At 62.6% G+C, this 24,467-nt stretch carries 15 protein-coding genes; 5 read left to right on the top strand and 10 right to left on the bottom strand.

Annotated features, from left to right (window positions below; translation table 11 throughout):
* Window positions 1-295: 295 nt before the first annotated feature.
* The gene (locus FEZ60_RS26860; RefSeq protein ID WP_033236742.1) at window positions 296-703 is read left to right on the top strand and encodes a VOC family protein; all 408 of its coding nucleotides are present in this window, start codon (window positions 296-298) and stop codon (window positions 701-703) included.
* 69 nt (window positions 704-772) lie between these two features.
* Here FEZ60_RS26860 and FEZ60_RS26855 read toward each other — a convergent pair whose 3' ends face one another.
* Window positions 773-1,747 (bottom strand): sigma-70 family RNA polymerase sigma factor, encoded by a 975-nt coding sequence (locus FEZ60_RS26855; RefSeq protein ID WP_172937466.1) that lies wholly within the window; start codon window positions 1,745-1,747, stop codon window positions 773-775.
* 174 nt (window positions 1,748-1,921) lie between these two features.
* Between FEZ60_RS26855 and FEZ60_RS26850 the strand changes: the two genes are divergently transcribed.
* Together FEZ60_RS26850 and FEZ60_RS26845 are read left to right on the top strand one after the other, a co-directional pair.
* Window positions 1,922-2,623, top strand: a complete 702-nt coding sequence (locus FEZ60_RS26850) for an HD domain-containing protein (RefSeq protein WP_172937465.1) — start codon at window positions 1,922-1,924, stop codon at window positions 2,621-2,623.
* Window positions 2,624-3,306: 683 nt separating this feature from the next.
* A complete protein-coding gene (locus FEZ60_RS26845; RefSeq protein WP_172937486.1) occupies window positions 3,307-8,793 on the top strand; it encodes a carboxyl transferase domain-containing protein in 5,487 nt (1,828 codons plus the stop codon).
* 54 nt (window positions 8,794-8,847) lie between these two features.
* Here FEZ60_RS26845 and FEZ60_RS26840 read toward each other — a convergent pair whose 3' ends face one another.
* Both FEZ60_RS26840 and FEZ60_RS26835 read right to left on the bottom strand, forming a co-directional pair.
* Window positions 8,848-12,711 (bottom strand): cation-translocating P-type ATPase, encoded by a 3,864-nt coding sequence (locus FEZ60_RS26840; protein ID WP_172937485.1) that lies wholly within the window; start codon window positions 12,709-12,711, stop codon window positions 8,848-8,850.
* A 2-nt stretch (window positions 12,712-12,713) separates the two neighbouring features.
* The gene (locus tag FEZ60_RS26835; protein WP_141486220.1) at window positions 12,714-13,151 is read right to left on the bottom strand and encodes a hypothetical protein; all 438 of its coding nucleotides are present in this window, start codon (window positions 13,149-13,151) and stop codon (window positions 12,714-12,716) included.
* Window positions 13,152-13,345: 194 nt separating this feature from the next.
* Between FEZ60_RS26835 and FEZ60_RS26830 the strand changes: the two genes are divergently transcribed.
* A complete protein-coding gene (locus tag FEZ60_RS26830) occupies window positions 13,346-14,293 on the top strand; it encodes an aldo/keto reductase (protein WP_084702989.1) in 948 nt (315 codons plus the stop codon).
* Between the two features lie 16 nt (window positions 14,294-14,309).
* Here the strand turns inward: FEZ60_RS26830 and FEZ60_RS26825 are convergent, their stop codons facing one another.
* The gene (locus FEZ60_RS26825) at window positions 14,310-15,086 is read right to left on the bottom strand and encodes a hypothetical protein (protein WP_172937464.1); all 777 of its coding nucleotides are present in this window, start codon (window positions 15,084-15,086) and stop codon (window positions 14,310-14,312) included.
* A gap of 148 nt (window positions 15,087-15,234) precedes the next feature.
* Window positions 15,235-16,482 carry a hypothetical protein gene (locus FEZ60_RS26820; RefSeq protein ID WP_242484835.1) on the bottom strand — a complete coding sequence of 416 codons (1,248 nt, stop codon included), beginning with the start codon at window positions 16,480-16,482 and terminating at the stop codon, window positions 15,235-15,237.
* A gap of 100 nt (window positions 16,483-16,582) precedes the next feature.
* Here FEZ60_RS26820 and FEZ60_RS26815 point away from each other — a divergent pair, with 100 nt between their 5' ends.
* Window positions 16,583-17,896, top strand: a complete 1,314-nt coding sequence (locus FEZ60_RS26815) for a DUF5691 domain-containing protein (RefSeq protein ID WP_346343418.1) — start codon at window positions 16,583-16,585, stop codon at window positions 17,894-17,896.
* A 60-nt stretch (window positions 17,897-17,956) separates the two neighbouring features.
* Here the strand turns inward: FEZ60_RS26815 and FEZ60_RS26810 are convergent, their stop codons facing one another.
* From FEZ60_RS26810 to FEZ60_RS26790, 5 genes are all read right to left on the bottom strand, one after another.
* Window positions 17,957-19,087 carry an acyl-CoA dehydrogenase family protein gene (locus tag FEZ60_RS26810; RefSeq protein WP_172937463.1) on the bottom strand — a complete coding sequence of 377 codons (1,131 nt, stop codon included), beginning with the start codon at window positions 19,085-19,087 and terminating at the stop codon, window positions 17,957-17,959.
* A gap of 8 nt (window positions 19,088-19,095) precedes the next feature.
* The gene (locus FEZ60_RS26805) at window positions 19,096-20,271 is read right to left on the bottom strand and encodes an acyl-CoA dehydrogenase family protein (protein ID WP_033236736.1); all 1,176 of its coding nucleotides are present in this window, start codon (window positions 20,269-20,271) and stop codon (window positions 19,096-19,098) included.
* Window positions 20,272-20,375: 104 nt separating this feature from the next.
* Window positions 20,376-20,822, bottom strand: a complete 447-nt coding sequence (locus FEZ60_RS26800; protein WP_045069580.1) for a hypothetical protein — start codon at window positions 20,820-20,822, stop codon at window positions 20,376-20,378.
* A 72-nt stretch (window positions 20,823-20,894) separates the two neighbouring features.
* Window positions 20,895-23,429, bottom strand: coding sequence for an FtsX-like permease family protein (locus tag FEZ60_RS26795; protein WP_033236734.1), 2,535 nt, complete (start codon window positions 23,427-23,429; stop codon window positions 20,895-20,897).
* A 4-nt stretch (window positions 23,430-23,433) separates the two neighbouring features.
* Window positions 23,434-24,207, bottom strand: a complete 774-nt coding sequence (locus FEZ60_RS26790; RefSeq protein ID WP_033236733.1) for an ABC transporter ATP-binding protein — start codon at window positions 24,205-24,207, stop codon at window positions 23,434-23,436.
* Window positions 24,208-24,467 lie beyond the last annotated feature (260 nt).

The following is a 24,467-nucleotide window of genomic DNA, read 5'->3' as shown; positions in this document are numbered from 1 at the left end:
GGCGCAAACCGGGCTGATCTTCATCAACTAACTGGAGTGTTCGCCAGGCACTTCGTACAACCTCGTGTCACTCGCTGTGAAGCGGGAGTCGGTGTCCGTGTCGCTCTGACCTGGAATAAGTTACGCGAAGATCAACACAACACCAAATCGCCTGGTCACAGCGCTGCGAATAGTTAACAGAGGGAAATACTCAGCAAGATCCCCGCTCCCCCGATGATTTTCTGCGTCTCGGATGGTCTGCATCTGTGAAAGGAACCAAACAACAGCGGTTCCACCCGACAGCAAGGAGTACCTGATGTCCCGACTGCTCTTCGTCAACATGCCTGTGAAGGATGTTTCCGCCACCCGCTCTTTCTTTGCCGGGCTCGGCTTCGAGTTCAACGACATGTTCAGTGACGAGAACACCGTGTCGATGATCGTCAGCGATGCGGCGACTGTCATGTTCCTGAACGAGCCCCGATTCGGCGACTTCATCGCGGACGACATCTGTGACACGTCGAAAGCCCGCGAAGCCCTCATGTGCATCTCTGCAGAGAGCAGAGAAGAGGTGGACAGCTTTGTCGATGCAGCCATCGCGGCCGGCGGCACCAAGTGGATGGAGCCTCAGGATCACGGCTTCATGTACGGACGTGCATTCCGCGACCTCGACAATCACGTCTGGGAGGTCATGTGGATGGACCCGGCTGCGGCAAATCCCCAGTAGTGGCGAATCCGCAGTAAGACTGCAACCGTCAGGGGTTGTGCGCGGGTTTCGCGTGCAACCCCTGATTTATTACAGCTCGGCCGGTAGACCGAACCTGGGAAACAGGCTGAGATCGAAGAAGCAGGTCACATGCGATATCCCCGACTCGGTGACGTCGAGAACATGCAGCTGGAAGGCATGGTGAATGCCGTCGTCCTGACGCATGTAGAGCCCGAACGCCGGCTGACCGTTGGCCGATGTAGGTAGTAGACGCATTGCCCCTGGCCCGTCGGCCGGGCATTTGTCCCCGATGAGCTGGCCGATCGCCTCGGGGCCGCGGTACCAACCCTCGAACGGCGGCATTTCCCAGACCGCGTCGCGCGTGAACAGCGCGACGATGGCGTCGACGTCGTAGCTCTCGAAGCTACGGACGTATTCACGCAGCAATGTTCGCGCTTCCCCGGAACTGGGTTCGATGAGAGTGTCTTCGGTAGGCGCGATATTGCTGATCTGTGCGCGCGCTCGTTGTAGAACGCTGTTGACCGCGGTCGTGGTGGTATCGAGGGCTTCGGCTACCTCTGCCGCTTTCCACTGCAACACGTCGCGCAACACCAATACCGCTCGCTGCCTCGGAGAGAGATGCTGCAGCGCCGCGATCAATGCCAACCGCACCGAATCTCGCTGCACCACCATGACGGCCGGATCGTTCACATCACCCAGCGACGAGTCGGCGATAGGTTCGAGCCAGGCGATCTCATTGCGCTCGATCAACTCGTCGGATGGATCCGAACTGGGCGCACCCAACCCTGTCGGAAGTGGTCGCTTGGCGCGCCCTTCCAAGGCGGTCAAACACGTATTCGTCGCGATACGATAAAGCCAGGTTCGAAACGACGATTGGCCGCGGAAACCGTCGAACCCCCGCCACGCGCGGATGAATGTTTCCTGGACCTGGTCCTCAGCATCATGGATGGAACCCATCATGCGATAGCAGTGCGCCAGAAGCTCTCGCCGATACGGATCGGCAAGTGTCAGAAAATCGCTGTCCAACGCCTGATCGACTGTCATTTCCTCAGACTAGTTGCCAAAGCCGAGATACACAGGAGGACTCGAGGCAACAACACATGTCATTTCCTGCCCCACAAACGAGAGGTTCCTATGCACGACACCACATCGATCAGCCGCACTTTCGACGCTATCGCTCTCAAAGAGATGGACCCAGCACTCCTTGCGCTCGCAGTCTTGGAGGCAGCGGAGCGGGCGTCCATTTCCGTCGAAGCCTTGCAGCAAGCGATGAATGTAGCCGCGCTCGCTCACATCGACCAGAACCGCAAGAACGGAATCAAAAACCCGGAGGACCCCTATATCGTCCACCCGTTGCGCAATGTTCTCAGGCTCCTCCGATACGGATGCGTCGATGCCGACGTTCTGGCGGCCACGGCTCTCCACGACACGGTGGAAGATCAACCCCGCGCCGTTATCGAACTGTTGTCCGGCCACCCGACCTCCGAAGAGGACAAATCCTTACTCCAACAGTTAGCGTCACAGGCCATTTCGAATACCTTCGGCAGTCGAGTAGCGAATATCGTTGCAGCCGTTACTAATCCGATCAACGACAGTCAAGATGGAAATACTGTCAGTTATCAGGATCATGTCGTGGCGGCAATTGAAGATCCCGCCGTATTTCTCGTCAAATTCAGCGATTTCGTCGACAACGCGGGCAGCGTGAAGCATCTCGGCGAGCCGACGCGAACAAGGCTGTCCGCCAAGTACGCCCCCCTGGTCCGGTATTTCCGCACGGGGGCAAGCACACTCGGTAACCAGTTGAATCTTCCCCAGTCCGGACTTGACGACATCACTCACCATCTCGACGAACTGGAGGCTCGACTTCCGGTTGAGAGCTCAGATCCCCGCGAGCCCGAAAGCACTTCTACAGCAACGTAACTGGCAGTCATCGCAGTGAGGCCTGGGTTGAACCCTTGCCGCGAGTCACTCGGGGCCGCGCCGGGGTAGATCCGATTAAACCTGTGAGACGCAATTTCCTTGCTCTGCATTTGCGTGGCGTTAACGTACTCGCCAGTAGTACCGACGGGTAACACTGGCCAGTAGCATAGGGCAAATTCAAAACTACTGCGCCAGAATCGAATTTGTTACCCACGAGTATTCGTTTTCGGCCCCGACTCGGCGCTCCGTGATCCGCATCACAACGCCGAAAGTGTCTGTGGCACAGCCAATTAAACGATAAGCGTTACCGCAGTTCACGTTGACTAATATTCTTGAATTCGCCCAGGTGACATGTGGGCGCACATACTGCATCCTTAGATAAACCAGGGACTCCCTGGAGGCAGAAACACTATGTTGCTATTTCGTGATTGGAGCGGTTCTGAGTCCATGCCACAGGCGTGACGCGTGCACTCGGCGTCACCGGACTCACGAACCCACATGGCAAACACCTGCAGATGCGTATCCGGGGGCTAGCAATTCGCATCACCGCAGTTTTTGTCACAGCAGCAGTGCCCACAACCCGGAGCAAGTCAAAACCACAGCATGACGGTATGTGACGCACGATCAGCCCATATCGCGTCGTACGCGACGTATGAATCTCATCAAGGACGGTGGCAGTGACAATGTTCAAACGAATCGCAGTGGTCAATCGAGGTGAGGCCGCAGTCCGCCTGATCAGGGCAGTACGCGAACTGAATGCTGAACACGACTACGGCATTCGCGTCATTGCACTGCACACAGAGGCCGAGCGTCGGGCCATGTTCGTTCGCCAGGCAGACGAGGGCGTAACGCTGCGCAGCACCGGAACCGGCAGTCCGTATCTCGACTACGTCGAACTCGAACGGGCGTTGCTTGCAGCCAAGGCCGACGCAGTCTGGGTCGGCTGGGGCTTTGTCGCCGAAGATCCGGCCTTCGCGGAGATCGTGGCAAAACTTGGCATCACGTTCATCGGCCCCAGCGCCGACGCCATGCGACTGCTCGGCGACAAGGTTGCCGCGAAGATCCTCGCCGAGAAGGTCGGCGTCCCCGTCGCGCCGTGGAGCGGTGGGCCGGTCGACACGCGCGCCGACGCTCGTCGTCACGCACAGGCCATCGGCTACCCGCTGATCATCAAGGCTCGCAGTGGTGGTGGTGGACGAGGAATCCGCAAGGTCTGGGCCGAGGACGAACTCGAAGTTGCACTCGAGCGCACGCAGGGTGAGGCCGAACGTTCCTTCGGCGATCCCGTCGTATTCCTCGAACGCCTGGTCACCGACGCACGCCACGTCGAGGTGCAGATCATCGCCGACAACCACGGCAATGTCTGGGCCCCCGGCGTCCGCGACTGCTCGATTCAGCGTCGCAACCAGAAGGTCATCGAGGAATCTGCCTCCCCCGTCCTGACCGAAGAGCAGTCGGATCACCTCAAAGAGGTGTCGGCAGAACTCGTCAAGGCTGCGGGATACCAGGGCGCAGGCACTGTCGAGTACCTGTACCAGCCCGAGAACAAGCTGTTCACGTTCCTCGAGGTCAACACACGCCTGCAGGTCGAGCACCCCATCACCGAGGTCACCACGGGCATCGACCTGGTCAAGCTGCAGATCCTTGTTGCCAGCGGTGAGGAATTGGTCGGCGATTGCCCGCCCGCATTCGGTCACGCCGTCGAGGCTCGTCTCAACGCCGAAGACGCCGACAACGATTTTGCGCCGGCACCCGGCACCGTCCAGTTGCTGAAGTTCCCCCTCGGCTCGGGCATCCGCGTCGACACCGGAATCGCGGCTGGCGACGTCATTCCTCCCGACTACGACTCGATGGTCGCCAAGGTCATCGCCTGGGGACGCACCCGCCCGGAAGCCCTCGCACGCCTGCGCACGGCGTTGCGGGAAACCACCGTCGTACTCGACGGCGGCACCACTACCAAGTCGTTCCTCCTCGATCTTCTCGATCGTGACGAGGTCATCTCGGCGTCCGCCGACACCGGTTGGCTGGACCGCACCGGCGCTCTGGATTCCACGACGCGTCGCGCCGATGTCGCGCTTGTCGCCACCGCGATCGACGCCTACGACGCCGAGGAATCGCTCGAGCGCGCAGCATTCCTCGCGTCCGCCCGTGGTGGCCGTCCCCGCGCCAACCACGCGATCGGCCGCACGGTCGAGCTGAACTACCAGGGTCAGGCGTACAAGCTGACCGTCGGCCGTACCGGTCCGCACAGCTATCGCGTCGACGGCGATGCCGGTGATGTCGAGGTGGACGTCGATCGGCTCGGCGACTTCGAGTCACGCCTTGTCATCGGTGATCGACGTTTTCACATCGTCTCCGTCGCAAGCCCGTCGCGCTACCTCGTCGAGGTCGACGGCATCAGCCACCAGATCAGCCAGGACGACGCCGGTGTGGTCCGCGCGCCCGCTCCCGCTGTGGTTGTCGCAGTGCCGGTTTCCGTCGGTGACGACGTCGAAGCCGGTTCTACCCTTGTGGTTCTCGAATCCATGAAGATGGAAACCGCGGTTCGCGCGCCGTATGCCGGAAAGGTCCGCGAGGTCCTTGCGACGGTCAACTCGCAGGTCGACGCGGGAGCACCGCTGCTGCGTGTCGATCAGGTAGGCGACGAAGCTGTCACCGAGAAGGCTCCGCGCGTCGAATTCGATCTGTCCGCTTCGACTTCCGGTTCGGACACCCGCTCCGACGCTCTGGCCCAGCTCGAAGCCCTGACCGCGATGATCAGCGGTTACGACGTCAGCGGCAAGCATGCCAATGCGGTTCTCGCCGAGTACGACGCACTGCGCAGCGCTCTCGAGTCTGAAGATCGCGAACTGGTGCAGGCGGAACTTGCCGTTCTGACCACGTTTGCCGATATCTGCGAGCTCTCCCGCAACAAGCCCACGTCAGGCGAGACGGAGAAGGACGAGTCCGTCCACAGCCCGCGCGAGCATTTCCACACGTTCCTGCATTCGCTGGACGTCGAACGTGAGGGCGTCCCGGCGTCGTTCCGCACTCGCCTCGAGCGCGCCCTGCGCCACTACGACGTCACCGATCTCGACGATCGCGTCGCCGTCGAGGAAGCTGTCTACAGACTCTTCCTCGCGTTGCAGCGCATGGAAGCCCAGATCCCGGTCATCGCAGCACTTCTCGAAGGCTGGCTCGCAGGCGACAAGGCACCCGGTTGCTCGGCGCAGGAACTGAACGAGGTCCTCGACCGGCTGATCGTGGCAACGCAGGTGCGCTTCCCGGTTATCGGTGACGTCGCCCGCAACCTTCGTTTCCGGTTCTTCGACGAGCCGCGCATCCGCAAGGTTCGCGAAGACGTGTACGACGGTGTGCGCGGAAACATCGCGTACCTCGAAGAGCAGCCGGACGCCGCGGACCGCGACCAGCGGATCGCCAATCTCGTGGCAACACCGGAACCGCTGCTCGATCTCTTGGGCCGCAAGATCGGTCTGGGTAGCCGTGACGGCGGACCGTTGGTCGAGGTCATCACGCGTCGGTACTACAAGATTCACTCCTTCGAGGACGTGCGCGCATTCGAGCATGTCGACCGCCGCTTTGTCACCGGTAACTTCGACCTCAAGGGTGACGGTCTCCATCTGGTCTCGACCGTAGCCGAATTCGACGCTCTCGGAACCGCTCTCGACGACGTCACCACGATCGCGCAGGACGCCCCGGCCGGTCGCGGTCTGGTGATCGACATCTACCTCGACTGGCCGAATCAGCCGGCCGACGGTGACACTCTTGTCGAGACACTCCGAACTGCGCTCTCTCGCAACGAAACCGTCAACCGCTCACGCCGCGTGACGGTCATCGTCTGCAACCCGAACGGTGATCCGGTCCGCTGGGTCACGTTCCGTCCCGTTGACGGAGAACTGGTCGAGGACCAGATCATTCGCGACATGCACCCGTTGACCGGTCAGCGTCTCGACATGTGGCGTCTGAAGAACTTCAACGGCAAGCGCCTTCCCGCCCCGGAGAACACCTACCTGTTCCACCTCTCCGCCAAGGAAAACCCGTCGGACGAGCGTCTGATCGCGCTGGCCGAGATTCGCGACGTGACACCGCAACTCGACGACGAAGGCCGGATGGTTGCGCTTCCCGCAATCGAACGCACCCTCGCCGCGTGCCTCGACGGTATCCGCCGCGCCCAGAGCCAACGCGGCGACAAGCGTCGTCTTGCCGCCAACCGGGTTGTTCTCTACGTGTGGCCACTTGCCGACGTTCCCGCTGATCGATTCTCCGTGATCGCACAGAACGCCGCCCGCCTGACCGTCGGCGCCGGAATCGAAGAGATCACCTTGATCACGCGTCTCAAGGATCCCAAGGGCGGAGCGCCCGAAGAAGTTGCGTTGCGCTTCTCGTACCGCGCCGGCGCCGGAGTGGTCATCAACAAGACCACCCCGCCCACCGAGCCGCTGCTCCCCCTCGACTCCTACGCCCAGAAGGTGCAGAGCTCACGCGCTCGCGGCACCGTCTACCCGTACGAACTGGTGCCACTCCTCACCGGCAACAAGGGCACGTTTGTCGAGCACGATTTCGACGACGCCGGAGTTCTGGCTCCCGTCGACCGCCCGTTCGGCCTCAACAAGGCCGGAATTGTTGTCGGACTTGTCAACACGCCGACGCCTCGTTACCCCGAGGGCATGACCCGCGTCGCGCTGTTCGGTGATCCCACGAAAGCACTGGGAACTGTTGCCGAGGCCGAGTGCTCCCGCGTTGTCGCTGCCATCGACCTGGCGGAAAAGCTGAACGTGCCCGTCGAGTGGTTTGCACTGTCCTCCGGTGCCACCATCTCCATGGACAGCGGCACCGAGAACATGGACTGGGTCTCCCGCGGCCTGCGCCGGATCATCACGTTCACGCAGAACGGCGGCGAGATCAACATCGTTGTCACCGGCATCAACGTCGGCGCGCAGCCGTACTGGAACGCCGAAGCCACGATGCTCATGCACACCAAGGGCATTCTGGTGATGACCCCGGACAGCGCCATGGTTCTGACCGGCAAGCAGTCACTGGACTACTCCGGTGGTGTCTCGGCTGAAGACAACTTCGGCATCGGCGGCTACGACCGCGTCATGGGCCCCAACGGCCAGGCACAGTACTGGGCACCCGACCTCACGGCCGCGTGCGAAATCCTGTTCCGCCACTACGCGCACTCGTACCTCGCTCCCGGAGAACGCTTCCCGCGTCGGGCGAACACAGCCGACCCGGTCGACCGTGACGTGCGTAGTTTCCCGCACACCCACCCGTCGAGCGACTTCGAGACCGTCGGCGACGTCTTCTCGTCCGTCAAGAACCCGGATCGCAAGAAGCCCTTCGACATTCGGACGGTCATGCGTTCGGTGGTCGACCAGGACCACTCCGTGCTCGAGCGGTGGGCCGACATGGCCGGCGCAGACACCTCCGTGGTGATCGACGCGCACCTCTCCGGATACCCGGTCACCGTTGTCGGCATCGAGTCTCGCGCAATTCCGCGTAAGGGACACTTCCCCGCCGACGGTCCGGACACCTGGACGTCGGGAACGCTGTTCCCGAACTCGTCGAAGAAGACGGCCCGCGCCATCAACGCTGCAAGTGGCAACCGTCCGATCGTGGTGCTGGCCAACCTGTCCGGCTTCGACGGCTCCCCCGAGTCGCTGCGCAACATTCAGCTGGAATACGGCGCCGAGATCGGCCGGGCCATCGTCAACTTCGACGGCCCGATCGTGTTCTGCGTCGTCTCCCGCTACCACGGTGGCGCGTTTGTGGTGTTCTCCGGAGCACTCAACGACAACATGGAAGTTCTGGCCGTGGAAGGATCGTTTGCGTCCGTCCTCGGCGGCGCACCCGCCGCAGCGGTGGTGTTCACTCGCGACGTGAACACCCGCACCAACAAGGACCCGAAGGTTCAGCAGCTGGAATCGGATCTTGCCGCAGCGAAGGACGACACCGAAAAGGCACGCCTGCGAGTCGAACTGAGTGCCCAGCGCATCGCAGTGCGCTCCGACAAGCTCGGCGAGGTGGCATCGGAGTTCGAGGCCATCCACAACATCCAGCGCGCCCGTGAGGTCGGATCGGTGGATGCGATCGTGCCTGCCGCCGAACTGCGTCCGCAGATCATCGCGGCCGTCGAGCGTGGCATGAAGCGCGCAGTCGCGCAGCAGTAATCACAGCAGACAGATGGCCCCCGTCGGATAATTCCGGCGGGGGCCATCTGTGTTTCAGCTCTTGTTCTCGGGCAGCACCAACCGCTCGATGACGGGCGAGGCGACGGCCGCTAGAGTCGTTGCGCCGCACGCACATCCGATTGCCTGTGCCCAGGCAAGCGGACCGAGTGGAGTGCAACCGAGGAACTGGCTCACGACCGGGGTACTGACAAGAATGCTGAGCACCCCAACAGACCCCACAGCCGTCGCGACTACCAGTGGACTTCTCGATTCGATCAAGGTTTGACCGAGCTGAGTACCCACCAACGCCACCAGAGCCACCGTCGACGCACGCCGCGCTCGACCGGTCATCCGGGCAAGAATCCACGCGGACAGAGCACCGGCCGCGGTTGCGCCGCCGCGGACGGCAATGGTGCGCCACAAAGCGTCTGCGTCCGTGGCCGGCGTATCGCTGCGGCCCTCGGCAGTCGGCGTACTCACTGCCAATGCCGCGGCGGGCAACGCATCGGTCATAAGATTGACCAGCAACATCTGCCGCGCATTGAGCGGAGATATCCCGGACAAAGCGCTACCCATCAAGGCAAACGCCACTTCACCCGCGTTACCGCCGAGCAGGACACCCACCGCGGAGCGCACCCGCTGCCATAACTGCGCTCCTTCGTCGAGCGCGTCGATCAGTCCACTGACCCGACCTTCCAGAAGGACGATGTCCGCGGCGCCCCTGGCAGGATCGCTTCCGCTGGACGCAACTCCGATACCCACGCTGGCAGCGCGGATCGCTGCAGCGTCGTTAGCGCCGTCACCCACCATCGCGCACACCGAGCCACTGGACTCCAGAGCATGGACAACCTGCACCTTGTGCTCAGGTGTCATCCGCGCGAACACGGTTCGTTCCGCGACCGCTGCCTCCTTTTCGGTGTGGGACATGTTCTCCCACTCCGAACCGGTGAGCACGTCATCCGGGTCCACGTCCAACCCCAACTCCCCCGCAACCGCTGCCGCGGTCAGTGGATGATCGCCGGTAATGACCCGCACGCCCAGTCCCCGATCGCGAAGTTCCGCGACAAGTTGCCCGGCATCGGAGCGGAGGGTGTCGGAAAGCCCGAGCAGTCCCACCGGCTCCAGATCATGTGCGCAGCACTCTTCCAGAAACTCGGGATCGTGCGCAGCACGCTGCGCGGCCGACTCGGACAGCTCACGCTGAGCCACCGCGATGACCCGGAGTCCGCGCTTTGCCATCTTCTTGACATGCCCTGAGGACACACGCTTTTTCGATGCGGCTGCATGCGAAACGAACTCGGGTGAACCTTTGAGGGCAATCCGATGCCCGATCAGCGCGGCAGAATACGGCCGGCCGGATCGGAACGGCACCATCGCCGACGCTTCCGCATCCTCGAATACAAGTGGATGCGCCAAAACGTCGTCGGCTGCACTGACAACAGCCGCGTCGGTCGAGTGAAAGACCTGATCTCCACTGTTACTCAAGGCACTTCGCGCGGCAACTTCCAGAATCCGATTTCCCCGCCATCCGTCGACCCGCTCTACTGCCGCGACGTGCAGATGGTTCTCGCTCAGCGTTCCGGTTTTGTCGAAGCACACCACGTCCACACGACCCAGCGCTTCGATCGAACGCGGTGAACGTACCAGCGCTCCCACCGAGGTCAGTCTGCGCGCAGCGGCCTGCTGCGCCAGCGTGGCAACCAACGGCAGACCTTCCGGCACAGCGGCAACGGCAACAGCGACGCCACCGGTCACCGCCTGCCGTAGCGCTGTGCCACGTAGCAGTCCTAGCGCGGTCACCAACGCCCCGCCGCCGAGACTGACGGGGAGCGTTTTTCGGGTGAGATCTCGGAGTCTGTGCGTCAATCCCACTTCGGGGCCACGCTGCGGTGCCCGGACATCGACTTTGCGCGCTTCGGTCTGCGAGCCCACGGCGGTCACCACTGCGCGAGCCGCGCCGGCAACGACGGTTGTGCCAGCGTAGATCATGCAGCTTCGCTCGGCCACCGGCACTCCTGGAGTGGGGTCGGTCTGTTTCTCGACCGGCATGGATTCTCCGGTCAAAGAGGATTCGTCGACCTCGAGCGAATCGACGTCGAGAAGCCGAGCGTCGGCAGGCACCACATCTCCGGATTCGAGAACGAGGATATTGCCGATTCTCAATTGATCTGCCGGAACCCGCTCAGGCTCCGACCCGTTCGATACCCGTCGCGCCAACGGCTCCTGCACCCGAAGTAGTTCACGAACAACATGTTCCGAGTGCAGTCGCTGGATCGCAGACAGAGTGGCATTGCCGGTCAATACGGAGCCCACCAGAAATGCATCGATCGGCGAGCCCAGAATTGCACTGGCCGCCGATCCCGTCGCCAGCACCGGCGTCAAGGGATCCGACAACTCGGATCGGACCGCATCCAGAACGTCACGGCCCACCCGGACCGGCGCAGCGACGCGCGCCAAGCTTCCGGATCGTGTTTCAGCCGGCGCCTTCTCGTCGGGCGACGGTAGTTCGTGTAGCACTTCGTCGGTACCCAGTTCATGCCAGTCGTTACGCGAGGAACCTTCGGGTCCTTCGACACCGACTGCCGAGCGCGCCAACCTGAACCCGGTCCACAGCGCGGCGCCGGCCCCGACCGTAATCGGCCCCGGCCCGCGTCCGCGTACGCCGGGAAGCATGACCAATGCACCCAGGACCGAAGCACCGCTGGATAATTCGACGCCGCGTCTCGTCGCCGCCCGCGCCGCCGGCAGAGCATGCAGCACGCGCCATACTCCGGCAAGGTCGTGTTCGAGGATATCCGCCGACGGCGGCGCCCGATCAGGCTCGGCCACACCGATCCTGAGCACAGCGGGCCCGGAGAGGCGGACTGAACTGACCACGCAGACATGTGCGCGGGCTTCCGACAGCGTCGTCAGCGCCGATTCCAAAGCCCGGTCGACCTCTCGGTCGCTGTCGCCGGGAACCTCGAGGAGTTCGTCGAAACCGCCGCGCAGAGACCCGAGAGTGTCGACATCGAGGCTGACGGCGCGCACCCCAGCAATCCGCAATTCCGCTACTACGGCTTGTGCCAACGGTTTGCGGGTGGGACGCACAAGCACATCCGCGCCGCCGATCCGATGCCAGCCAACAGTAAGCTTGTCGTTTCCCAGTTTTCGCCGCGAACGGTTCCAGATATGAACCCGGTCCGAGTCCGCGACACCGCGGATGTCTGCCACCCGAAGCTCCTGTGTGAGGAGTACACGCGGATCGATCAGAACTGTGTCGACCCGGTCGAGCCGCCGAGCGGCACCGGGGTCGACAACCAGCGATCCCTCGCGCTGCCACAGCTCCCTCGTCAGTACTGCGGCAAACGCCTCTCGGGAAATCCGCAACGCCCTCGGCGCCGCAACGCGCACTGCCGTCGATGCGATCTCGGAATTCTGTGTGACAGCACCGATCACAGCACCACTTGCCAACTGGGCCAGCGCTACTCGCTCCGCGTGACGCTCACCTTGCCCGCGGCTCTCACCGTCCGGCACCTCCGACGACACGGCAACACCCCACTCCTGCGATGCATTACGCAGGCTCCAGGCCTCGCCGAGCAGCAGCGACCGCATGCCGAGATCAACCGTCAACGCCGCAGGGGCCTGTGTCACCACGTCGGTCACCGACTTGGCCGATTCGAGGATCAGATCGGTCAATTCGCGCCCGAGCATACGTTCCAACTGCTGACGCAGAGCCGGTTGATGATGCAGGACCGAGACGCCGGCCGCGAGCAACGACGATCCAGGCAGGTTCGGTACCCGCGTCACCGAACCTGCCAGTGCCGGAACAATTCCCGCGGCCGCAATGGCCGTACTGAAGGCCCGTCCGATCAATTGGCGCTCGGCCGTGGATCGAAACGGCGTGGACAGAAGCCCGGTGAGTCCGGCTGGGAACATACTCACGCCACCGGTCCCGGTTTGGTCGTATATTTTTCCGGCGTGCCCACACCTGCCACCTGCGCAGAACCAGGCGTCTGGGCGGCACCCAGTTCCGCTCTCGCAGTCTTTTCGATTTTCTTCGGCTCACCTTCTCTCTCACCGTGACGATCCCGCTCACCGTCGGGACGATCCCACTGCCGTAGCACGACGGCCGCGCCGCCCACGCCCAGTAGGATCGGCCACTCGACCAAACCGGCAGCACCCATCGCCGCGAGCGTGAGAACAGCCGTCGGCGTCGACTTGCTACCCGCTCGCATACCGTTGCGCATGCCACCAACCGCGCCCCGGATTCCGCCGTTCACTCCTCCGACAACGCCACCACCCACGGCTCCCACCGCACTGGTGGTCACGCTCGCCGCGCCCGTTACTACCCGCGTCGCTTCACTGACCATCGACATCGGACTCTCCTTCTCACAGTCCGTCGAACAAGGTTCATTACCAATTGGCCATACCCCACACCGCCAGAGGCAATCACGAACAGCAACGATTTCGACCCGCTCTCCGGACGCCACACCCCCTACGGGACTGCTACGCGGTACGGTTCGAACGTCGGCGAATGGCGTCGACGTTGCATTGACGGGAGTTCTGCGCAGTGGCGAAAATCGGCAGCTCGGATATCGACATTTTTCGGTTGTCCTTGGGCGGCAACCCCTTCGGGTGGACCGCCGACGAGGCGACGTCCTTCGAGATACTCGACGCCTTTGCCGAATCCGGCGCGAACTTCATCGACACCTCGGACTCGTACACCGCCTCCGCTCCGGGTAACTCCGGCGGAGAATCCGAAACCATCATCGGAAAGTGGATCACCGATCGTGGCCTCCGGGACGACATAGTCGTTGCCACCAAGGTCGGCAGCCACCCCGATTTCAAGGGGTTGAAGGCAGAAACCATCGCCGCGGCAGCGGACGCGTCACTTCGCCGCCTCCAAGCCGACCGCATCGATCTGTACTACGCACACTTCGACGATCCGAGTACACCGCTCGAGGAAACTCTCGAAGCGCTCAACGCACTGGTCGAGAGCGGCAAGGTTCGATACCTCGGAATCTCGAACTACACCCCCGAACGCGTGCGCGAATGGTTGCGAATCACCGAGGAGAACGGGTACGCGCGACCCATAGCGCTGCAGCCCCACTACAACCTGGTGCACCGGAAATCGTACGAACCGGAGCTCGCGAAGATCGCCACCGACAACAACATCAGCGTCTTTCCCTACTTTGCACTCGCGTCCGGGTTCCTCACCGGAAAGTACCGAACCCGCGCGGATATCGACGGAAGTCCCCGCGAACGCATCACGGCAAGTTACTTCAGCGACGCAGGCCTGGCGGTGGTCGACGCGATTGCCGAGATCGCCGAAAATCACACCTGTGAAATGTCGACCGTCGCTTTGGCCTGGCTGCTGACCCGGCCCGGTATCACCGCGCCCATTGCCAGCGTCAGCCGAGTGGAACAGCTTCCGGCGCTACTCGACGCACCGGATCTGGTGCTCACGTCGGATGAGCTCGACCTGCTCGAACAAGTGTCTGCAGCAGTGGGAGCTTAGGCGCAGTGACGGGAGCTTAGGCGCTTCGGCGGTGCCGCGAACCCAACGCGGCGCCGTCGACAGTCCAGAACACCCAACCGTCGTAGCTCTCGACATCTCCGGAAATATGTCCGGTGACAGCATTAGCAGCAGCTGTCGGGTTGGGGAACCTTCGTCCCTCCATGGGGCCACGCATGATTTCGAGTACACCGCTCGTTTCGTCGAATCGACCGATCCAGCGGTACCCGTGGCAATCGGCGCTCACTTCGACGCGCAGATCGATCACCGGGATCTCGTCGTCGGCGGCGCTCGCACGACGCTTCTTGACGACAACCGCTGCCTTCGCGCGCTTCGGTGCTACCGGCGCTGCAACCTGGATGCTCGGATCCTTGACCGCAGCGACGCCCAGAACGTCCCAGCGGTCATGACCGTGGGCAACTCGTCCACGCGCAATTGCGTGATGCCCCGTCCGGGTGCGACCAGGGGTGTCCATCATCCACAGATCGACCTCGGACCGGATATCGTCCGCCACCTCCACCGACGGCAGCATGAAGAACTGGTGAGGCGTAATCGCAAGATCGACAAAAACCCAGAACTCGGAGCGAGTGTCGTCGCTCTCGATCGACTCGTCCTGGCGCCTGGCCTGCCAATCACCATCGAGCTTGGACCGAACCCGGACGATGCGGGTACTGCCGTCATTGCCCGTCACCTGCACCGGGTTGCGGCGCGAATGCGTCAACCGCACGGCCTGGCCCCCACGCTGGGTTACTTCGGAAATGAACGCGTTGATGCCACGACTTGCGGTGTCTTCCATGGTCGACTTTCTTGAAGCTGTTGCGCCCGGTATCGCCAGATCGGCCTGCGGGTGAGGCGCCAGCGAACAATTGTCGCGTCCAACGCCCGGCGAATCCGGCTCACGGCCGGCTACTTACCTCGACCTTACCGCGCCCTCGCTTCAACACCTAAGGTGCGGGCCGCTCGTTCCCAGAGGTCAGAAGTGCGATGTCGCCGTACAGCGCCGCACGGTGGGCGAACATCAACTCCTCGACACCGTCGAATTGATCCCCGACATAGTGCGTGTTGGCTGCCGACAACTCCCGCGATCCGGACCGCGCGAGCAGGTCGTCGATGCGGCTGTCCAAGCTCGCGGCATGTGCAACCGCGCGCTGCGAACTCAGCTGATCTTCGGCCCGGGAGACCAGGTCACCGATCCGCGCCAATGCCGCAACTCGCTCGACCAACTGATCCCACACTGCGCCGAGGGCCCGTATTCGCGAGTCGATCGACGCTCGGGTTGCCTCGTCGCGCGCAAGGTCAGCGGCCTCGTCGAGTTCGGCGAGAATCGACCGCAACGCAACCGTATCCACGGATATCTGGGTGATCTCGTCGGCAAGGTCAAGTTGATTGCGTTGGACGACAAAATGATCGGAATGCCAGGCATTCGATGACTCGATGCGGTCGTACACGTTGCCGGCCAGATAGAGCAGCGCGTCATATTTCCCGGCCAGGCCGCCGTCGTCGTGTGGCGCCAAGCCGTCGAGCACCTCGGCCACACGACGGCCGGCATCGGCGAGGACTCCGGAACCCTCGATACTTCCCAACCGTCCGGCGAGTTTGTCGAGTGCCGCGCTTCCGCTACCGGCAACGGAGCCCAGTCCAGTAGTCGACTTCGCCGGAACCGGCGTACGCGTGAGTCCGACGAACAGGGCTTCGCGCTGCTCCACGTCGAGATGTAATCCGTCACGCCGATCCTTGCGAATAGCGCGGACGCTGCTGGCAAAATGGCGATTGGACCGAACGACCGCCGAGCGCGCGGTGTTGACGCGTTTCTCCAGGGCCTGCACACGTCGTTCCAGAACAACCTGCACCGGACCGATTCGGGCAGCGCTCAGCCGTCGACATGTTCGCGTGTACTCGTCCGTCAGGTACCTCAGTTCGGACCAACCACCGATATCCGGGAACGACCGTCCGACCGCGCGGCGATCGGCCATGATCGCCCGGGTCTCGTCGTCGACGTAGCCACCGGCCAACAACAGCGCGACTTCGGTGGACAACTCAGGGCGATTCGATTCGACGATTCCTGCTTCACACCAGGTTCGAACATGGCTGGAAATCAGGGCACGACGTTCGGTGACCGACACATCTGCACCACTGTTAACTTCCGCCCCACTGGTTCCATCACCCACCGTGACGCCGTGAATTTCTGCCATGTCAAGCCTCCCAGGTGCCGAGGTCCACTCTCCCAGAATCTCGACATCCGCGCCGATACCCCGAGTGAAAGTCGACACACCCCTGCCTTACCGTAGGCAAGTGACCTCGCTGCGATCCGCCGGAACGGCAGAGCGTCCGACGCTCCCCGCGTCGGCGATCACGCACATGACGTCACTGCTCGAGACACGGTCACCGTCATTACCCGAGTGGTTCGAGGTTGCCGAGACCTACCGATACGTTGCCCCCGCACCAACTGTTCCCGCGCTCATGGAAGCGGCGCGCACCCACCTCGAACATCGCGAGGCACTCCTTCGGCTCGCCGGCCCGCGCGGACAGTATCTTGCAGACCACAATCCTGCTTGGGCGCAATTGCGTCGGGTCGGATCACGCCGCGACGAACTGTGGCTCTCACCCGACCCGGACGACCGCCTTGCCTGGTTCGACTACATCCGAACAGTTGACCCCGCACTCGCAACGGAAGAACTCGACATCGCGTGGGACAACGAACCCGCAGATTTACGGCGTGAGTTCCTGAGCCGGTTGAGCGTCGGCCTGGGCGAGCACGACTACGACATTCTCGAACGCGGACTCGACGATCCGTCGCCGCCGGTCCGTGAGCGTTCGATCCAACTGCTCCGCCAACTTCCCGAGTCCCCGTTTGCCGAACGTATGGCTACCCGGGCTCACACCTGGGTGCGGCTCGAGACCAAACCCCTGCGGCCTCGCCTCGTCATTCGGCTGCCCGGTTCACTCGACGACAAAGCCCCACGCGACGGTATCGAAGATGTCGGGGCCCAGTACAAGGGAATCGGCAAATGGTGGCTGCGGCAAGTGGTCACGGCTACTCCCTTGGCATTATGGGAAGCGATGATCGGTTCACCAGACGACGTTCTTCGCATTCCCATCGAGAAACAATGGCACGAAGTGATGACCGAATCGTGGACCGCCGCAACAGTTCTGCAGAAGAACCCGGCCTGGGCATCGGCTTTACTCGAGCGGGACGGCCGAAACACCGACCGCCGCGTCGTCGCAATTGCACATCCCCGCGAACGGATCGCGTACATCCTTGCCGGCCATGCCGACAGCTACCTTCTCGGCGTCGACGGCAGTGCCCTGCTGGACGGCATCGACCGCCCCTGGCCTCTGGCGATTGCCCACAAACTTGTCAGCGCCCTCGAATGCGAAGCCGCCAAACACGCTGCCTCCGGCGAAGAACTGGGCATCCACTCTCGCCACAGCCATTACTCGACGCTGCGAAGCGCGCAAGCCAGGTTCCCCCTCGAGGCCGGTGCACTACTGCTGGACGCGGCCGAGCGCACTGCGTCCACCGACTGGCAACGGGCGTTCACCGAGACCGCCGCACACATCGAAGCGCGCCGAATCCGGTTGGACGTGCTGCGGGCCGGACAGTGACAAAATCGGGGCCGCACCCCGCGACTGCGGAATGCGACCCCGATCAGCTCTCGTGAAAGATCAGACCGCAGTGACCATTTCATGGTCGGCAACGCCCGCAGCCAACACACGCAAGTGATCCTCGGTGCTGCCGAGAGTGTGTTCGATGGCAACAAGCCTGCTGACGTAATGACCCACCGGATACTCCGCCGTCATACCGATGCCGCCGTGCATCTGAATTGCTTCCTGACCGATCAGCCGCGCCGATCGCCCGATCTGCAACTTGACCCGAGACGCGATGACCGGATCGACCACACCGTCGGCCAGCGACATAGTCGCGTACAAACTCATGCTGCGCGCCAACTCGAGTGACACGTACAGGTCTGCTGCGCGATGCGTCAGCGTCTGGAACTTGGCCAGCGGAACCCCGAACTGCTTGCGGGTCTTGAGGTATTCGGTGGTCAGGCGCAGTGCCTCTTCCATCGCCCCGACAGCCTCGGCACACAAGGCGGCCTGCTCACGGATCTGAGCGGCCTGGATCAGAGCCGAAGCGTCGCCGCCCTCACCGAGCGCCTCGGCGGGAGTATCGGTGAACTCGACCTGCGCACCACGCAAACCGTCGTGAGTTGCGTACGACTTGCGCTCCAGACCCGATGCGTCACTCTTGACCAGGAACAGGCCCACTCCGCCGCTCGGCAAGCTCGCGCTCACAACCAGGATGTCCGCAGTCCCACCGTGGCCGACCGGATTCTTGATGCCGGTGATGATCCAGCCGTCACCTGCTGGCGTTGCCGTCGTCGCGCGCTGCGTTGCAGGCCAACGAATTCCAGGTTCCTGATCGGCAAACGCCAGGAACGTGACACCTTCGGCGACTCCAGGAAGGATGGACGATCGCTGCTCGGCGCTGCCGCCTTCGGAGATCAGGCCACCCGGCGTCACGACTGCGTCCAGAACCGGCTCGGGCGCAAGTCTGCGACCGATCTCGGTCATGACGGCACCGATCTCGACGGGACCCGCGTCCATTCCGCCGTCGTCCTCCGAGAACGTCAGACCAAGTAGTCCGACCTCCGCCAACTGCTTCCACACCTGCGGGCTCCACCCAGGGGCTGCGTCGGTAGTGGCATTTCGCTTTTCCGCGTCGTAGCTACGTGCGAGAAGATCCTTGGTGGTGTCACGAAGAAGCTTCTGTTCGTCATTGAGTTCGAAGTCCATGCCACGCCTCACAATCCGAGGATCGAGGAGGCGATGATGCTGCGCTGCACTTCGCTCGATCCGCTGTAGATGGATACCTTGCGGTAGTTCAGGTAAGCCGGGGCCGAGTGCTGTGCCCAGCCCGCCGACGCGATGTCGGTGCCCGCGTCGAACGGCAGCGAATCGGGGCCGGCGACGTCCATCAGCAACTCGGTGCTGGCCTGCTGTAATTCGGAGCCACGCAACTTCAACAAGGAGGAAGCCGGGTTCGGCTTACCGTCCGCGGACCCGGCGACAACACGCAGTTGGGTGAGCTCCAGCGCAAGCAACTCGTTTTCGAGCTCGGCCAGGCGCGCGGCGAACAAGGGGTCTTCGAGAAGCGTCCCGTTCCCGACCTTGACTTCGGCTGCACGCGCTTTTGCCTGAGCCACACGAACTTTGGAGAAACCGACGCGGGTGACGCCGGTGCGCTCATTGCCGAGCAGGAACTTGGCGTAGCCCCAGCCCTGATTCTCCTCGCCGACCAGATTCTCGCCCGGAACGCGGACGTCCTCGAAAAAGACCTCGTTGACCTCGTAGCCACCGTCGATCAGTTTGATCGGACGGACCGTCACACCCGGCGTCTTCAGATCGACCAGGATGAACGAGATTCCCGCTTGCCGCTTGGGCGCATCGGGATTGGTGCGAACGAGGCAGAAGATCCAGTCTGCGTGCTGACCGAGCGTGGTCCAGGTTTTCTGGCCGTTGATCACCCAGTCGTTACCGTCACGGACTGCGCGGGTCTTGAGCGACGCGAGATCGGAACCTGCCTCTGGCTCCGAAAATCCTTGGCACCACCAGATATCGAGGTTGGCCGTCGCGGGGAGGAACTTCTCTTTCTGTTCCTGCGAACCGAAAGCCGCGATGACCGGTCCGACCATGTTCGCGTTGAACGCAAGTGGCTCCGGAACAGACGCCAACTGCAGCTCGTCGAGCCAGATGTTGTGCTGAACCGGAGTCCAATCCTTTCCGCCCCACTCGACCGGCCAGTGCGGCACGGCCAGGCCGTGGGCGTTGAGGATTTGCTGCGACTCGACCATCCGGTCGCGCCCCAGCTCTTCCCCGTGTGCGTACGCGTTCCTGGTCGATTCAGGAATCTGTGTGCGGAAGAAAGTCCGCATTTCGTCCCGGAACGCCAGTTCCTCGTCGGTCAACGCCAGATTCATCGTGATTCCTTCGCACTCGAAACCGGATTCATGTTCGACTCGACCGTACCCCGATCGCTCACGACAAGGCTAGGACACCCGGAGAAAAGGCGGACCGAATCCGACTACACGGTTTTCAAAACCAAAAGGAACCCACCACCAGCTGGGTCGATGCTCGTTTCGACGTTCAGATCCGGGGCCAATCGCGAGAGCCGATCGAGCAACCACTCCGACGCGTCCTGGGCGTCGTCCTTGCCGGGGCAACGTGCAACCGCGACCCGGCCACCTTTACGTTCGAGTTGCTCCACAACACCGATGATCGGCGCGGGATCAACCACGAACAACCGATCCGGCCACGCCACAACAGGTTTGACAGCACCCTTCTTGGTGTTGCACGCGCGGTGTGCGAGTCGCTCCACACCGCCCTTGGACTTGCCGCCCTTCTTGGCGGTGTTGATGCTGTCGACACTCGGGCCACGAGGATCGTTCACCGACATATCGGGGTCGACGGGCTCGTCACACAGCCAGCAGCGCCAGGATTCACGATCGCCGACTTCTTGAAGAGTAATCATGGGTAGCAACGCTACCCGTGCGCACTTTTGGCAGCGTGAACAGCCAAAAGTGCGCACGTGCGGCTCCGCCGCCTAGAGGTCTGCGATCGCCTCCAGCGGCTTCGTCTTGGCCGCTCGATTGGCCGGCCACAGTGCCGCGAGCACACCGACGATGCCGGAACCGACCAGCATCAACGCAACCTGACCCCACGGAATCGTGATCTCGCCCAGGCCCTGGTCCCGGAGCGTGCTGACGAATCCCCAACCGAATCCGATGCCGAGCACCACGCCGACGGCCGCGCCGTAGACCGCGATGAGAACGGATTCGAGGTAGATCGTGCGCCGCATCTGAGCCCGCTGCATACCGACCGCCCGCAGCATGCCGATCTCTCGACGGCGTTCCACAACCGAAAGAGCCAAGGTGTTGATGATGCCCAGAATCGCGATCACCACCGCCAGCGCCAGGAGTCCGTACAAAATCGCAAGCAACGTATTGATCTGCTGCCCTTGGGTTCCCTTGAACTCCTCACGATCCTGAACCTGGACAACCACGTACTTTTCCGTGGCCTGCTCGAGTTCGCCGCGCAAGGCCGTCACATCGGCACCCGGCTTCGCTTTCACCAGAACCGCAAAATCAGGCAGGCTGGTTACCGGCATCAAGGCCTGATACGCCTCGTCCGAGACGATCCACGAACCGATCAGCTGGTTGTCCTCGAACACTCCCGCAACAACAACCGGGTACTGGGTCCCGTCCGCGCCGACCAACGTCTGCGTCGATCCGACTGTCCACCCGTTGTCGGTCGACGTGGTCTGCGAGACCATCATGTTGTTTCCGGACAGGTCGGCTGTTCCGTCGACGATGTTGTAGTCGAGCACCCCGTCGATCGGACCGTCCAACGACGCACCCTGCTCGTCCTGCCCGTTCACGGTCGCCCGAACCCCGTGCAGCGACGTTGCACTCTGCACATCCGGGAGCGCGCGCACTGCGTCGGCTGCGCCTCGCGGCACGCCCACCGCATTGGGACCCGTCAGGATGTAATCCGCGGTCACGCCCACGTCGATCAGTGCATTGATACTCGCCTTGGCCGAAGAACCGAACACGCCGATGACTGTCACCAGCATCAAGCCCAAAGTCAGGGCAAAGGCCGTGGCCGCGGTACGACGAGGATTGCGGACCGCATTGGTACGCGCCAGACGGCCCACCGAGCCGAACGGTTTCGCGAAGACAACACCGAGCGCACCCACGATGGGCTGCGACAGCGCAGGAGAACCGAGCAGAACTGCGATGATCAGCGCAAAGGCTCCGCCGCCGACGGTCAGCGCCGCACCCTGACCGGTGCCCCTCGAACCGACAACCACCAGGACGACGCCGAGAACACCGAGAATTGCGCCGATCAGCGTCCGGACACGGAGCGAGTCACCGGTAGAAGCGAACTCCTCGCGCATCGCGGCAACCGGCGGAACCTTGGACGCCCGCCGCGCAGGCGCATAGGCACTGAGCGTCGTCACGACAACGCCGACAACCAGCGCGACAACAACCGTCCGTGGGCTGACCTGCAGCGAGCCCTCCGGCAATCCGACGTCGAAGGCATTGAGCAACCCGCGCAACCCGTAGGCCAGTCCGATACCGGCCAGCAATCCGATGACGCTGCCGATCAATCCGACGATCAGCGCTTCGGTGACGACGGATCGGCCGACCTGAGCCCGGCTCGCACCCACGGCACGCAACAGTGCCAATTCACGCAGCCGCTGCGCCACGATCATCGAGAAGGTGTTGTAGATGATGAACGTGCCGACCAAGAGAGCAATAGCGCCGAACGCCAGCAGGAAGTAGTTGATGAAGCTGAGCGCGGTATCGACCTCGGCCTTGGTCTCCTCACGGACCTCGTCTCCGGTCTGCACCTGCAAGTCCGGGAAGACCTGCTCCACCCGTTGCTGCATCTCGGTCTGCGACAGACCGGTACCGGCTACGTCGATGTAGTCGACATGCTTACCGTCCGTGAACAGGCTGCGTGCCTGCTCGTCGGTGAACAACGCTCCGATGAAACCTCCGGTGTCACTACCGGACCCCTCGTAGATACCTGTCACCGTGACATCGACGATTCCTCTTGCCGGCACCAGTATCCGAGCCTGGTCGCCGACCGACAAACCCGCCTTCTCCATCGCACTCGCATTCAATGCGATATCCCCGGCAGCCTCAGGTGGGCCACCTTCCGAGTACGGATCGGGCGGTGTGATCGCCCGCTCTGCCGGCAGGTACGACGTACCGATGCTCGGAGCGCCGCCTGTTTGCACGGCACCACCGTCTGCGTTGATCAGAACGATCTGTCCACTCACCGCAGGTGCCACGGCACGAACTCCGTCGATGGCTGCCAGCTTGTCGACATCCTCGATCGGAACGCCACTGGTGTTGCGATCCGGCATCGACACCCGGACGTCGACGCCCTGAGCGGTGTTCTCGAAAATCGAGTCGAACGTCTTCTGCAACGTATCCGTGAACACAAACGACCCGGCGACAAACGCCGTACCAAGCACCACCGACAACACGGTGAGCGCCAACCGCACCTTGTGCGCCGCCAGGTTACGCAACGACACCTTGCGCATCGGCGAATTGGTTATCGAAGCCATATCGTCAAGCTCCGGCTTCTACGTTGACCGGAACCTGCGGAGCATCCAGACGCTTCATCCGATCCAGAACGGAATCGGCCGTCGGCTCACGCAGTTCGTCGACAATCTTGCCGTCCGCCAGAAATACGACGCGATCCGCATACGCAGCAGCGCGCGGATCATGCGTCACGATCACCACGGTCTGACCGAACTCGTCCACCGCGGACCGCAGAATCGACAGAACCTCACCGGAGGAACGCGAATCGAGATTGCCCGTTGGCTCATCACCGAAAATGATCTCGGGCTGACCGGCTAGAGCCCGCGCACACGCAACACGCTGTTGCTGCCCACCCGACAACTCACCCGGCCGGTGATCCAGGCGGTCCTTCAAACCGAGCTTCGTCAGTACATTGTCCAACCACGCCGGATCGGCCTTGCGCCCCGCGATATCGAGCGGCAACGTGATGTTCTCGAGTGCCGTCAGCGTCGGCACCAGATTGAACGCCTGAAAAACGAATCCGATGCGGTCGCGTCGTAGCGCCGTCATCTGTTTGTCCGACAGTCCGGTCAATTCGGTGTCACCGATGAGCACCGAACCGGAACTCGCCGAATCCAGACCGGCCAGGCAATGCATCAGCGTCGACTTCCCCGAACCCGACGGGCCCATGATCGCCGTGAACTCACCCCGAGCAAAATCGGCGGATACAGCGCTGAGTGCATGCACCTGGGTATCCCCGGTGCCGTACGTCTTGGACAGGCCGACAGCGCGGGCCGCGACATCTTGGGCGTGCGAACTCATGATCGCCTTTCGTCTTCACTTCGGTGGGTCTTCGTCGGTGGAACTTCTTCGATGGAACTTCTTCGATGGAACTTCTTCGATGGATCCAGCACCCCACAGCACGCGGGCGCCAACTGGCACTGCTCCATCCTGTCGTCTACTCGGCGCCACCGCTATCAGGGACCACCCTGATTTCCACAGGGACTCCCCTGAGTTGTCAACGGAAAACACACATGCGGACGCCAACCGCCCACTAGCCTTGTGACACACATCACTCGAGA

It is taken from the genome of Rhodococcus sp. MS16, from assembly GCF_013277795.1.
Classification (GTDB): Bacteria; Actinomycetota; Actinomycetes; order Mycobacteriales; family Mycobacteriaceae; genus Rhodococcus_F; species Rhodococcus_F globerula.
The sequence above is the reverse complement of the archived record's forward strand: the minus strand, read 5'-3'. Positions and strand labels throughout refer to the sequence as shown.

Bases quoted from the DNA above. Each gene is read 5' to 3' on its own strand.
- FEZ60_RS26855 (WP_172937466.1), bottom strand. From the start codon at position 1,747: ATGACAGTCGATCAGGCGTTGGACAGCGATTTTCTGACACTTGCCGAT.
- FEZ60_RS26845 (WP_172937486.1), top strand. From the start codon at position 3,307: ATGTTCAAACGAATCGCAGTGGTCAATCGAGGTGAGGCCGCAGTCCGC.
- FEZ60_RS26835 (WP_141486220.1), bottom strand. From the start codon at position 13,151: ATGTCGATGGTCAGTGAAGCGACGCGGGTAGTAACGGGCGCGGCGAGC.
- FEZ60_RS26800 (WP_045069580.1), bottom strand. From the start codon at position 20,822: ATGATTACTCTTCAAGAAGTCGGCGATCGTGAATCCTGGCGCTGCTGG.
- FEZ60_RS26840 (WP_172937485.1), bottom strand. From the start codon at position 12,711: ATGTTCCCAGCCGGACTCACCGGGCTTCTGTCCACGCCGTTTCGATCC.
- FEZ60_RS26825 (WP_172937464.1), bottom strand. From the start codon at position 15,086: ATGGAAGACACCGCAAGTCGTGGCATCAACGCGTTCATTTCCGAAGTA.
- FEZ60_RS26790 (WP_033236733.1), bottom strand. From the start codon at position 24,207: ATGAGTTCGCACGCCCAAGATGTCGCGGCCCGCGCTGTCGGCCTGTCC.
- FEZ60_RS26860 (WP_033236742.1), top strand. From the start codon at position 296: ATGTCCCGACTGCTCTTCGTCAACATGCCTGTGAAGGATGTTTCCGCC.
- FEZ60_RS26795 (WP_033236734.1), bottom strand. From the start codon at position 23,429: ATGGCTTCGATAACCAATTCGCCGATGCGCAAGGTGTCGTTGCGTAAC.
- FEZ60_RS26820 (WP_242484835.1), bottom strand. From the start codon at position 16,482: ATGGCAGAAATTCACGGCGTCACGGTGGGTGATGGAACCAGTGGGGCG.
- FEZ60_RS26810 (WP_172937463.1), bottom strand. From the start codon at position 19,087: ATGGACTTCGAACTCAATGACGAACAGAAGCTTCTTCGTGACACCACC.
- FEZ60_RS26805 (WP_033236736.1), bottom strand. From the start codon at position 20,271: ATGAATCTGGCGTTGACCGACGAGGAACTGGCGTTCCGGGACGAAATG.